Raw genomic sequence first — 11,388 nt, forward strand, 5'->3', positions numbered from 1 at the left:
CACGGAGATCGAAGCACGCATGACAGAGAACCTCGGACACCCCGGCGACCCCTCAGCCCAGCTGGCCGTCGCCTACGCCGACACCAGCGCGGCCCAGCTCGGATTCTCGCTGAGCGCACCGCTGCAGGAACCCCTGGCCCAGGAGGACCGCGACATCGACGGCATCACCGTGTCGGTGCGCCTGCTCGGCGCGAGCCATCAGGTGCTCGTCGAAGACGGGGTGCAACGAATCTGCGAGACCGTCGCCTGCCTGCCGGAAGTGACCTCGGCGCTCCCGGAGAGTTTCCAGGAGAGCGGCTATTACTTCAGTTCCCGTGTGGAGTCCGTGAACCCCGACCAGCTCGCCGCCCTCGTCGAGCAACTGGCCGCTCGCGTCACCGAGCAGTCGGCGACCGGCCACCCGTGCGTGATGGGTCACTTCCCGGGCGAGCCGTATGCCGTCACCGCCATCGTCTCGGAGTCCACCGACGACGCCATCAGCTGGCACACCTGGCACACCTACCCGAAGGCCGCCGAGGTCGTCGTCACCTCCAGCAGGATCGACCGCGGCCCGGTGGCCCGCCCATGACCGGAGCGCCCCCGCCCGGCGGGCCGCCCGACCCGCGCCGACGGCTCAACAAGACCCGCAACATCATCATCGGCGTGATCGTCGTGCTCACCGTGTTCGCGCTCATCGGAGCGTGCACCGCGCGAGTCGCGCGCGGCGGCGGCATCGGCGGGTCGGCGCGCGACTACATCACGCAGAACTACGAGCGCGACACCGCCCTCGACGAGGGCGATGTCGACGCCTACGTGGCCGACGGAAGCCCCGCCGAGGTCGCGAACGAGATCCGCGACGCCGAACGTCCCAGCGACCAGCGGAGCGGCGCCTCGGGCACTGGCAACATCGCCGGCACCCAATTCCTGCAGTATCCCGACTATCTCGTCGGTCTGTTCCCGCTGGCCGCCGGGACCACCCGGGTGATGCTCAGCCGCGACTACCGGTCGGGTTACCACCACTACCACCCCTACGTCGGCGCCTTCTGGGTACCGACCCCGCGCTACGCGGGTAGCGGCAGCGGGAACCGCGGCGGCGGCAGTGGCGGTGGCGGCAAATGATCGTTGTCCGTCCGGAACTCCCCATCGAACTCGTCCGATCAACCAACGGAGAAGACCATGCTCGCTGATATCGCTGAGAACGCCTACGCTGCAGGCGCTTACGCCGGTGTCGGCGTGATCCTGATGATCATCTCGTTCGGCATCCTCGACCTCCTCACGCCGGGAAAGCTCCGTTCGCAGCTGTGGACCGACCGCAACCGCAACGCGGGAATCCTGGTGGGCTCCAACATGCTCGCCGTCGCCGTCATCGTCACCGCGGCCATCGTCGCGAGCGAGGGCCGACTCCTCGAGGGACTCGCCTACACCGCGGTGTACTCGGCCATCGGTCTCATCGTGATGGCGGTGACCTTCCTCGTCATCGACCTGCTGACCCCCGGGAATCTCGGCGAGTTGCTGGTCCATCCGGAGAGCCACCCGGCGGTCTGGGTGCAGGGCATCGCGCACATCGGGGTGTCGATCATCGTCGCCGCCTCCATCCTGTGACCGTGTCACCACAGTCCCCCGCTCGTCCGTGATCGACCACGACCCGACTCCGGACGACCGCGGTCCGCTGGCGACCGACGCAGCACCGGACGCATTGGCGCTGCGACCGAGGTTCGCCCGCGCCGGGCTGCTCGCCGTCGTCTTCGTCTGCGCCGCCTGCGGCCTGGTGTACGAGCTGGCTCTGGTCTCGCTCGGCTCGTTCCTGATCGGCAACACCGCGACACAGGCGTCGATCGTCCTCGCGGTGATGGTCTTCGCGATGGGGATCGGGTCGCTCGCCGCCAAACCGCTCCAGCCGCAATCCGTCACGGCCTTTGCGGTCATCGAACTGCTGCTCGCACTCATCGGCGGATTGTCGGTGATGGCGCTCTACGCCGCATTCGCGTACCTCGAGTTGTACACGCCCGCACTCGTTCTCGTGGCCTTCGTCCTCGGCCTTCTGATCGGCGCCGAGATCCCGCTGCTGATGGTCCTCCTGCAACGGATACGACGCCAGGAGGCCGGCTCGGCGGTGGCCGACATGTTCGCCGTCGACTACATCGGCGCACTCGTCGGCGGACTGTGTTTCCCGTTCCTGTTGCTGCCGTTCTTCGGCCAGTTGCGTGGGGCACTGGTGGTCGGACTCGTCAACGCCGCGGCCGGCTGCTTCCTCGTCTTCGTGGTCTTCCGGAAGTCGATGTCGCGCAGCCAGATGCTCGTCCTGTCCGCGTCGGCGATCGGGGTCGTCGCCGTCCTGGTCGCGGGGCTGATGCTGTCCGGTCGCTTCGAGGTCACCGCTCGCCAGGCGCTGTACCGAGACCCGATCGTGGCCGCCGAGCGCAGCGCGTACCAGGACATCGTCATCACCGAGAACCGCTTCGGGGCAGCGGCCGACACCCGGCTGTACCTGAACGGCGACCTGCAGTTCTCCTCGGTCGACGAGCACCGCTACCACGAGACCCTGGTGCATCCGGCGATGTCCGGCAAGCACGATTCCGTTCTGATCCTCGGTGGCGGTGACGGACTCGCGCTGCGCGAGGTGCTCACCTATCCCGACGCGCGCGACGTCACGCTCGTCGAACTCGATCCGGAGATGATCCGACTGGCCCGGACCGACGAGCGTCTGACGAGGCTGAACCGGGGATCGATGACCGACCCACGAGCCCAGGTGATCGCCGCCGACGCCTTCTCCTGGCTACGTGGCACCGACCGCCGGTTCGACGTGATCATCGTCGACATGCCCGACCCCGACGACTCGGCCACCGCGAAGCTGTATTCCACCGAGTTCTACGCGATGGTCCGCGCTCATCTCGCCGAGACGGGCCGCACCGTCGTCCAGGCCGGCTCCCCCTACTTCGCGCCGAAGTCGTTCTGGTGCGTGGCGTCGACCATGCGTGCGGCCGGACTGGACCCGACCCCGTACCACGTCGACGTCCCCGCCTTCGGGGACTGGGGTTTCCACCTGGCGGGTGTCGAGGGCCGGGCCACCCCGTCGGTGCGGGCGCCGGGACCGCTCCGGTTCCTCAGCCCTGAGCAGTTGGCTGCCGCAACGGTTTTCCCACTCGATCGGCAGCAACTGGACCTGCCTCCGTCCACGCTCATGGACCCCCGGATCCTGCGGTACGCGCAAGGCGAGTGGGCGACCTACTGACGTCGGAGCGTACTCGAACGGAGGTGCTCGAGATGGGCCCACAGATCGCGCTCACGATCGGGGTCATGGCTCTCGGCGGATGACTCCGACACCCGCCCGCGGTCGAGGTAGGCGCCGGTGTTCGCCGATGGCACACCGAGAATTGCCTCGGCGAGCCGTCGGCCGGCCGTCGGCACCCGGTCGAACGGGCCGACCAGGGCCAGACCCGGCAGGACCCACCTGTTCGCGAACCGCTGCGGTGCGTTCGCCGCCCGGGCCAGGTCCGTACCGGGCACGTAACCCGGGTTGTAGGAGACGATCTCGACGCCGTCGGGGAGTCGGCGCGCCCACTCGTGAACGAGATGGATGGCCGCCAGTTTGCCCGTCGAGTACGCGGTGCGGCCGGCGGCCGGACTCGAAACCCCGAACGCACCGGGCCGGGACAGGCGTGCCGGGCTCGTCCACCGCGGCGCGGGGACCATTCCGAGGTTGTGCCGGAAATCGCCGAAGTGCGTGTCGCTCACCGTGATGGCGATTCGGGAACCGAGGGCCAGATGTCCGCTCAGCTCACCGATCAGCAGGTGATTCGCGAGGACGTTGACCGCGAAGGTCGCCTCCAGCCCATCCGCGGTGACGTGCTGGTCGTCGAGGTACTGGATGCCCGCGTTGCCCGCCAGCCCGCGTAACGGCGGCAGCGTCGCGTCGTCGAGCATCCGCCGGATCGTGGTCGCCGCGGCGACAGTGGCGGCCATGTCGGCGAGGTCGGCATCGACGACGTTCACGCGCTCGGCACCGGCACCGAAGCCGTCCACGAACCCCGCGGGTCCGCCCCCGCGCGCGATCACGACGAGATGACACGACGGATCGGTGGACACGACGTGCCTGGCAGCGACCAGGCCGAGGCCGCGGGTGGCACCCGTCATGACCAGCGTCCAGGCCGGGTTCGCAGTAGGCGATGGATTCATGTCGGCTCCCGCCTCATTCAGTTGACGTTGTCAACCCAGGAAACCGCATTCGGTTGACGGTGTCAACTGTAGGGTGGAGCGATGACCACCAGGGCGGAAAGCGCGGCACACACCCGCCAGGCGCTGCTGGCGGCGGCGTCGACACTCCTCGACCGCGGCGGACCCGACGCGGTGACTCTCCGCGAAGTCGGCAGCGGCGCAGGGGTTTCCCGCTCCGCCGCCTACCGTCACTTCGACGGAAAGGACGAGTTGTTGGCAGCAGTGGCCGCGGAGGCCTGGGCAGTCGTCGCGGACGGACTCGATGTCATCGCGACCGACCCGGACCTGCCGGCCGAGGACGCCGTGCGATCGGGGCTGCACGCACTGTCCGACCTCGGACTGGGTCGGCCGCACCTGTACCGGCTCATGTTCGCGACACCGGTGGGCGCGCCGGCGATCCCGGCCGCCGCGCGTGCGCAGGACCGCCTGGTGTTCCTCGTGAGCCGCATCGTCGGCGCCGACGCCGCGCGACACCACGCAGCCCTGCTGTTCGCGACCGCCCACGGCCTCACCGACCTGGACACCCACGGTCACCTGCCCCCCGACAAGTGGCACGCCGACCGACACACCCTGATCGATCTCGCCGTGTCGTCGTTGCCGCACACCGCGGACGCCGATCGGGGCGCCGATGTCTAGCGGCGTGACGATCGCTCTCGTCCTCCTCGGGGTGCTGGCATGTGCAGGCGTCGTGGTGCTGATCCGCACCCGGCGCGTCGTACGAACCCCGGCCGAGCGGGCGGTCCACCTGGCACTGCACACCGCGTCCCTCGCCGCGCGCTCCCTGCGAACCGGACTGTCGGCGGAATCCGCACGTGAGGCATTGCCCCACCTGCACACGCTCACCGCCGCCGAGGCGGTTGCGCTCTACGACGGTGAGCCGAGCCGCCTCGCCCATCTGCCCGAGGGCGACGACATCTGGGACGACGAGATGCTCGCGCATGCCGACCGCGCGGCGGCCTCGGCGCTCGGCGACCTCCGGCGCGTACTGCTCACCGACCCCAGTGGGGCCGAGTCGCCGGTACGCGCGCTGGTGGCCCAGCCCCTCGTCGCCGACGATGTCGGGGTCGGGGTCCTGGTGGTCGCCACCACGCGACGGCCCGGCCCCGGAATGCTCGGCGCTATCGCCGAAGTCGCGCGGTACGCGTCGAGCCAGATCGAACTCGCCGACCTCGACGCCTCACGCGCACGGCTCAACCGCGCCGAGGTCCTCGCGCTCCGCGCGCAGATCAGTCCGCACTTCATCTACAACGCGCTCAACACCATCGCCTCGTTCGTGCGGACCGACCCCGACCGGGCGCGCGAACTCGTCCTCGACTTCGCCGACTTCACCCGGTACTCCTTCCGCGCGGCCGGTGAATACACGGTTCTCGCCGACGAATTGCGCAACATCGACCGCTACCTGACGCTCGAACGCGCCCGCTTCGGCAACGCACTCGACGTCAGACTGCATGTCGCGCCCGAGGTCCTGAACGTCGTCGTACCGTTCCTCGCCCTGCAACCGCTCGTCGAGAACGCCGTGCGACACGGCTTGGCGTCGAAGGGCGGGGGCACCATCACGATCGTCGCGGCCGACGAGGGCACCGACTGCGTCATCACCGTCGAGGACGACGGCGTGGGCATGGAACCCGAACTCCTGCGCAGCGGCGCGCTGGACGCCCTCGATCACAGCGAGGGTGCCCACGTGGGCCTGACCAACGTCGACCATCGGCTCCGCGCCGCGTTCGGCAACGACTACGGGCTCGTCGTCGAGACGGCGGTCGGCGCCGGCACCAAGGTCGGGATGCGTGTCCCGAAGTTCCGCGCCGGCATCCGGGCGTGACAACGCACGGCACGGTTCCGGCGGGCGCCGGAAGACCGGGGCGGTAAACTGCGGTCTGTCGTCGAGGCGGGAGGTGTTCCATGACCGCACTGGTGGTGCTCGCGGTCGACGACGAACCACCAGCTCTCGACGAGCTCGGTTACCTGTTGAACCGGCAGGACGACGTCGCCGAGGTCCACTCGGCCTCCGACGCCACCGGCGCCCTCCGCGAACTCAACGAGCACCGCATCGACGCGATCTTCCTCGACATCAACATGCCCGGCCTCTCGGGACTCGAACTCGCCGGCGTGCTCGCGAAATACGCCTCGCCCCCGGCGATCGTGTTCGTCACCGCCCACGACGACCGGGCGGTCGACGCGTTCGAGGTCGGGGCCGTCGACTACCTGCTCAAACCCCTTCGCGAACAACGTCTCACCCAGGCGGTCGAGCGGGTCCGCGCCAGCCTCGACAGTCGGGAACGCGCGCCCGAACCCGCCCAGCCGGCGGCTCGTCCCGAGCGTCGCACCGGTACGGACGAGGTCATCCCGGTGGAGATGAGCGGCGTGACCTCGCTCGTCCGGCGCGACTCGATCTCCTGGGTCGAGGCCGTCGGCGACTACGCCCGCCTGCACGCCGACTCGGGCGCCCACCTCGTGCGCATCCCGTTGTCGACCCTCGAATCACGCTGGCAAGAAACCGGTTTCGCGCGCGTACATCGGTCCTACCTCGTCGCGCTGCCGATGGTGACCGGCCTGCGCAGCGTCGGCGGCGGCACCGTGGTGTGCGTGCGGGCCAACGGCGCCTCGGACGCCGTCGAACTACCCGTGAGCCGGCGTCAGGTCCGCGAACTGAAGGACCGTCTCATCCGGGACCCACTGCGCCAGTACCGTTCCCCCGCCGGCCGCGACGATGGCTGAACACCCACCCCAGCGGGAACGGGTCGTGCTCGCCTCACGCCGCGGGGCACGGATGGTGCGCACCCGCGTCGAGGTCCAGGAACAGACCGAGGTCGGCGACGCCCTCGTCCGGGGCCTCATGCGCGCCCAGCTCGGTCTCGGCCTCCGGCTCGGCGGCGCCCTGCTCGCCGTCGCCATGGCCATACCCGTTGCCGCCTGGCTGTTTCCGGGCATCGCCGACGCCGAGATCTTCGGTATCCGTCTGATCTGGCTGGTGCTGGGGCTCGTCGCCTTCCCGGTCCTCTACCTCGCCGGTCGGCTCTACGTCCATCTCGCCGAACAGGCCGAACGCGACTTCATGGGCCTCGTCGATGACGATGTGTCCGACGAAGGCGCGCCGTGACCACCGAGGTCCACGTCCTCACCGCGGTCGGGCTGTTCGCCGCCGCCATCGCCACGATCGTGGTCGGCGCCTGGGGCGGCCGGTTCTCGCGCACCACCTCCGACTTCCTGGTCGCCTCGCGGAGCGTCGGCTCACGCTGGAACGCCGCCGCGGTCTCCGGTGAATACCTATCGGCGGCATCGTTTCTCGGCGTGGCCGGGCTCATCGCGAAGTACGGCGCCGACGCCCTCTGGTATCCGGTCGGGTTCACCGCCGGGTACCTCGGGCTGTTGCTGTTCGTCGCTGCGCCGCTGCGTCGTTCCGGGGCCTACACCGTGCCCGACTTCGCCGAGTTCCGCCTCGCCTCCACCGCCGTCCGGAAGACCGCGATGCTGGTCGTGGTCGTCGTCTGCGTCCTCTACCTCATCCCCCAGTTCCAGGGCGCGGGACTCACCCTCAACATCCTGCTCGGCGCTCCCGTGTGGACCGGGGTGGTGGGCGTCGGCCTCATCGTGATCGTGAACGTCGTCGGCGGCGGCATGCGGTCGATCACCTTCGTGCAGGCGTTTCAGTATTGGCTCAAGCTGACCGCGATCGCGGTCCCCGCGCTCGTCCTGATCGGCGTCTTCGCCCAGGACCCCGCGCCCGTCGGGGAAGCCGCGCCGCCGCGCATCACCACCGCGACCACCGTGGATGTGACCACCGACGTGTCGGTCACCGTCGCCGAGACCGCAGGCGTCCGGGTCACCGGGACATTGGACGGAGTCGTCGTCGACGACGCGCCGGTGGCCACCACCGGACCGCACGTGATCTCCGCGGGTTCCACGATCTTCCTCGACGCCGGCGCGGCCACCCCCGTCGTGGCGGGCGCACCGACGCAGAACGCGGACTGGATCGCACCGGGCGGCGGTTTCGGCGGCAGTCATCCCCTCTACCAGGTGCTGTCGCTGATCCTCGCGACGTTCCTCGGCGTGATGGGTCTACCGCATGTGCTGGTGCGCTTCTACACCAATCCCGACGGGCGGTCGGCCCGGCGGACGGCGCTGGCTGTCATCGCGTTGCTTTCGCTGTTCTATCTGTTCCCGATCCTGCTGGGGGTCTTCGCCCGGCTCTACGTCCCCGAACTGCTGATCACGGGTACCGCCGACGCGGCGGTCCTGCTGTTGCCGAGTGCGGCGGTCGGCGGGATCGCCGGCCAGATCCTGGCCGCGCTCGTCGCGGCGGGGGCGATCGCGGCGTTCCTCGCCACGTCGTCGGGACTTCTCGTGTCGGTCGCCGGTGCGCTCGCCACCGATCTGTTGCGCGGCCGCGTCCGCGATTTCCGGGTGGCCGCGGTCATCGGGGGACTCATCCCCATCGGCCTGTCCCTGGCGGCTGCCTCCCTGGAACTGTCCCGGACCGTCGGATTGGTGTTCGCGGTCGCCGCGTCGACACTGTGCCCTTTGCTGGTCCTGGGGATCTGGTGGCGCGGTCTGACGGCCGTCGGCGCCATCGCCGGACTCCTCGTCGGCGGCGCGGCGTCGGGGTCGGCGACGATGCTGGCGATCGCCGGGGTCGTCGACGACGACGTGCTGGGCGGGTGGCTCGCGGTGGTGATCGGCTACCCGGCCGCGATCACCGTGCCGCTCGCGTTCGGCACGATGGTGCTGGTCAGCCGGATGACCCGCCGTCGGATACCGGCCGATCTGGCCCGGACATTCGCACGGATGCACGTGCCGGAGCGCGTCGGGATGGGGCTGGACCGCACACCCGGACGGGTGGCCGATGACCGATCGGATAGGTGACCGCTCGCCGTTCGTCGGATCTCACCGACCGTCCGTCGCACAGACCGCGGGCTTCAGCGTGTGACCCACGCCACGTGATTGCCCGTGACCTGCACCTCATTCAGGCTGACTCTCGCAGAGCCATCACACATGTGGCCACGTCACCCTGGGAGGAACCGTGTCGACCGTCGACCAACCACCACCGGCGCCACACGCGCCGACCGGCGAAGAGTTCATCGAGATGCAGGCCAGTCCGGAGTTCCAGGAGCTGCGGCGGACGCTGCGGAAGTTCGTCTTCCCGCTGACCGCGTTCTTCCTGATCTGGTACGCCCTCTACGTGCTGCTCGGCGCCTTCGCGCATGACTTCATGGCGACCCAGGTCTGGGGCAACATCAACCTCGGCCTGATCCTCGGTCTGTTGCAGTTCGTCAGCACCTTCGTCATCACCGGCATGTACGTACGCTTCGCCAATCGCAACCTCGACCCGAAGGCCGAGGCGATCCGCAACGAGATGGAAGGCGGACCCTCGCTGTGAACACCACTGTGCCCACCTCCGATGTGACCGTCCTCGCGGCGACCGTCGGCAGCCCCGTCGCCAACATCGCCATCTTCGCCGCCTTCGTCGCGGTCACGATGTTCGTGGTCATCAAAGCCAGCAAGAACAACAACACCGCCGCCGACTTCTTCACCGGCGGCCGCGGCTTCTCCGGACCCCAGAACGGCATCGCGATCGCCGGCGACTACCTGTCGGCGGCCAGCTTCCTCGGCATCGCGGGCGCCATCGCGGTCTACGGCTACGACGGCTTCCTCTACTCCATCGGATTCCTCGTCGCGTGGCTGGTCGCCCTGCTGCTGGTGGCCGAACTGTTGCGCAACACCGGCAAGTTCACGATGGCCGACGTCCTGAGCTTCCGCCTCAAGCAACGCCCGGTCCGTCTGGCCGCGGCGATCTCGACCCTCGCGGTGTCGCTGTTCTACCTGCTCGCCCAGATGGCCGGCGCCGGCGGCCTGGTCGCGCTGCTCCTCGACATCGAAGGACGCCTCGGCCAGTCCATCGTCATCGCCGTCGTCGGTGCGCTCATGATCGTCTACGTGCTCATCGGCGGCATGAAGGGCACCACCTGGGTGCAGATCATCAAGGCCGTCCTGCTCATCGCGGGCGCCGGCATCATGACCTTCATCGTCCTGGCCAAGTTCGGCATGAACCTGTCGTCGATCCTCGGTGCGGCACAGGACGCGGTCACCGACTCGACCAGCGAGAAGGTCGCCGCGCGTGACGTTCTCGCACCCGGCGCCCAGTACGGCGGATCGCTGACGAGCCAGATCAACTTCATCTCACTCGCCATCGCACTCGTCCTCGGCACCGCGGGCCTGCCCCACGTGCTGATGCGCTTCTACACCGTGCCGACCGCCAAGGAGGCTCGCAAGTCGGTGGTCTGGGCCATCGCCCTGATCGGCGCCTTCTACCTGTTCACCCTGGTGCTCGGTTACGGAGCGGCCGCCCTGGTCGGCCCGGACAAGATCCTCGACGCCGCGGGCGGACAGAACTCCGCCGCACCGCTGTTGGCGTTCGAGCTCGGCGGCGTCGTCCTCCTGGGCATCATCTCGGCGGTCGCCTTCGCGACGATCCTCGCCGTGGTCGCCGGCCTCGCCATCACCGCGTCGGCGTCCTTCGCCCATGACATCTACGCCTCAGTGATCAAGCGCAACAAGGCAAGTGAGGCCGACCAGGTCCGCGTCTCGCGGTACACCGTCGTCGTCCTCGGCATCGTCAGCATCGTCCTCGGCATCCTCGCCAACGGTCAGAACATCGCCTTCCTGGTGGCGCTGGCCTTCGCGATCGCCGCGGCCGCGAACCTGCCTACGATCGTCTACTCGCTCTACTGGAAGCGCTTCAACACCCGCGGCGCCCTGTGGAGCATGTACGGCGGCCTGATCTCCACGATCGTGCTGATCATCTTCTCCCCCGCCGTCTCCGGGTCGTCGACCGCCATGATCTCCGGCGCCGACTTCGCCTGGTTCCCGTTGGCCAACCCCGGCATAATCTCGATCCCGCTGGCCTTCGTCCTCGGCATCGTCGGCACGCTGACGACACCGTCGGACAACGGCACCCCGGAACGCAACGCGGAGATGGAAGTTCGGTCCCTCACCGGCATCGGTGCCGAGAAGGCCGTGCAGCACTAGGCCACTCGCAAACCCACCCCTTTTCCTTGAACCCACCGCCTTGCGTGGACTGGTCCCCAGGAGTTGGACTGGTAATTCGGGAGGTTACGCCACGAGGGTCTGAGTCCGGTATTGCACCGGGCTTAGACCCTCGAGGCGTTCGGAGGTGCGGTTGTGGTTGTACCACTGGAT

The 11,388-nt window shown here is 68.9% G+C and carries 13 protein-coding genes; 11 read left to right on the forward strand and 2 right to left on the reverse strand.

What is annotated here, in order from left to right:
• The first annotated feature begins 19 nt into the window (after nt 1-19).
• The 4 genes from MHN80_RS20270 to MHN80_RS20285 all read left to right on the forward strand — a co-directional run bounded on the left by MHN80_RS20270 (nt 20) and on the right by MHN80_RS20285 (nt 3,211).
• Nucleotides 20-568, forward strand: coding sequence for a DUF2617 family protein (locus tag MHN80_RS20270; RefSeq protein ID WP_004022851.1), 549 nt, complete (start codon nt 20-22; stop codon nt 566-568).
• Nucleotides 565-1,098, forward strand: coding sequence for a DUF4247 domain-containing protein (locus MHN80_RS20275; RefSeq protein ID WP_239403424.1), 534 nt, complete (start codon nt 565-567; stop codon nt 1,096-1,098). Before MHN80_RS20270 ends, MHN80_RS20275 begins: the two co-directional genes overlap by 4 nt.
• Nucleotides 1,099-1,155: 57 nt before the next feature.
• Entirely contained in the window at nt 1,156-1,581 is a 426-nt protein-coding gene (locus tag MHN80_RS20280; protein ID WP_004022849.1) for a DUF350 domain-containing protein, read from the forward strand.
• Between the two features lie 67 nt (nt 1,582-1,648).
• On the forward strand, nt 1,649-3,211 hold the full coding sequence (locus MHN80_RS20285) for a polyamine aminopropyltransferase (protein ID WP_180819531.1): 1,563 nt from the start codon (nt 1,649-1,651) through the stop codon (nt 3,209-3,211).
• On the opposite strand, the gene MHN80_RS20290 is transcribed toward MHN80_RS20285, so the two are convergent.
• Complete coding sequence (locus MHN80_RS20290) at nt 3,205-4,155, reverse strand: SDR family NAD(P)-dependent oxidoreductase (RefSeq protein ID WP_101823008.1); 951 nt, start codon at nt 4,153-4,155, stop codon at nt 3,205-3,207. The two genes, MHN80_RS20285 and MHN80_RS20290, sit on opposite strands and share 7 nt — an antisense overlap.
• Nucleotides 4,156-4,236: 81 nt before the next feature.
• On the opposite strand from MHN80_RS20290, the gene MHN80_RS20295 reads away from it, so the two are divergent.
• The 7 genes from MHN80_RS20295 to MHN80_RS20325 all read left to right on the forward strand — a co-directional run bounded on the left by MHN80_RS20295 (nt 4,237) and on the right by MHN80_RS20325 (nt 11,217).
• Entirely contained in the window at nt 4,237-4,830 is a 594-nt protein-coding gene (locus tag MHN80_RS20295) for a TetR/AcrR family transcriptional regulator (RefSeq protein ID WP_101823010.1), read from the forward strand.
• Nucleotides 4,823-6,013: a sensor histidine kinase gene (locus MHN80_RS20300; RefSeq protein WP_101823012.1), complete on the forward strand. Its 1,191-nt coding sequence runs from the start codon at nt 4,823-4,825 to the stop codon at nt 6,011-6,013. The genes MHN80_RS20295 and MHN80_RS20300 overlap by 8 nt, the downstream gene beginning before the upstream one ends.
• Nucleotides 6,014-6,093: 80 nt before the next feature.
• Complete coding sequence (locus MHN80_RS20305) at nt 6,094-6,909, forward strand: LytTR family DNA-binding domain-containing protein (RefSeq protein WP_101823014.1); 816 nt, start codon at nt 6,094-6,096, stop codon at nt 6,907-6,909.
• Nucleotides 6,902-7,291, forward strand: a complete 390-nt coding sequence (locus tag MHN80_RS20310; RefSeq protein ID WP_004022844.1) for a hypothetical protein — start codon at nt 6,902-6,904, stop codon at nt 7,289-7,291. The genes MHN80_RS20305 and MHN80_RS20310 overlap by 8 nt, the downstream gene beginning before the upstream one ends.
• On the forward strand, nt 7,288-9,054 hold the full coding sequence (locus MHN80_RS20315; RefSeq protein ID WP_239403425.1) for a cation acetate symporter: 1,767 nt from the start codon (nt 7,288-7,290) through the stop codon (nt 9,052-9,054). Before MHN80_RS20310 ends, MHN80_RS20315 begins: the two co-directional genes overlap by 4 nt.
• Nucleotides 9,055-9,211: 157 nt before the next feature.
• The gene (locus MHN80_RS20320; RefSeq protein WP_033206154.1) at nt 9,212-9,568 is read left to right on the forward strand and encodes a DUF485 domain-containing protein; all 357 of its coding nucleotides are present in this window, start codon (nt 9,212-9,214) and stop codon (nt 9,566-9,568) included.
• Nucleotides 9,565-11,217: a cation acetate symporter gene (locus MHN80_RS20325; RefSeq protein WP_239403426.1), complete on the forward strand. Its 1,653-nt coding sequence runs from the start codon at nt 9,565-9,567 to the stop codon at nt 11,215-11,217. Before MHN80_RS20320 ends, MHN80_RS20325 begins: the two co-directional genes overlap by 4 nt.
• A gap of 84 nt (nt 11,218-11,301) precedes the next feature.
• On the opposite strand, the gene MHN80_RS25935 is transcribed toward MHN80_RS20325, so the two are convergent.
• Nucleotides 11,302-11,388, reverse strand: a complete 87-nt coding sequence (locus MHN80_RS25935; RefSeq protein ID WP_374206312.1) for an IS3 family transposase — start codon at nt 11,386-11,388, stop codon at nt 11,302-11,304.

The sequence above is a fragment of the Gordonia sp. McavH-238-E genome, from assembly GCF_022348225.1.
Classification (GTDB): domain Bacteria; phylum Actinomycetota; class Actinomycetes; order Mycobacteriales; family Mycobacteriaceae; genus Gordonia; species Gordonia terrae.

Coding starts and splice junctions, on each gene's coding strand:
- MHN80_RS20305 (WP_101823014.1), top strand. CDS start 6,094: ATGACCGCACTGGTGGTGCTCGCGGTCGACGACGAACCACCAGCTCTC.
- MHN80_RS20310 (WP_004022844.1), top strand. CDS start 6,902: ATGGCTGAACACCCACCCCAGCGGGAACGGGTCGTGCTCGCCTCACGC.
- MHN80_RS20280 (WP_004022849.1), top strand. CDS start 1,156: ATGCTCGCTGATATCGCTGAGAACGCCTACGCTGCAGGCGCTTACGCC.
- MHN80_RS20295 (WP_101823010.1), top strand. CDS start 4,237: ATGACCACCAGGGCGGAAAGCGCGGCACACACCCGCCAGGCGCTGCTG.
- MHN80_RS20275 (WP_239403424.1), top strand. CDS start 565: ATGACCGGAGCGCCCCCGCCCGGCGGGCCGCCCGACCCGCGCCGACGG.
- MHN80_RS20270 (WP_004022851.1), top strand. CDS start 20: ATGACAGAGAACCTCGGACACCCCGGCGACCCCTCAGCCCAGCTGGCC.
- MHN80_RS20290 (WP_101823008.1), bottom strand. CDS start 4,155: ATGAATCCATCGCCTACTGCGAACCCGGCCTGGACGCTGGTCATGACG.
- MHN80_RS20300 (WP_101823012.1), top strand. CDS start 4,823: ATGTCTAGCGGCGTGACGATCGCTCTCGTCCTCCTCGGGGTGCTGGCA.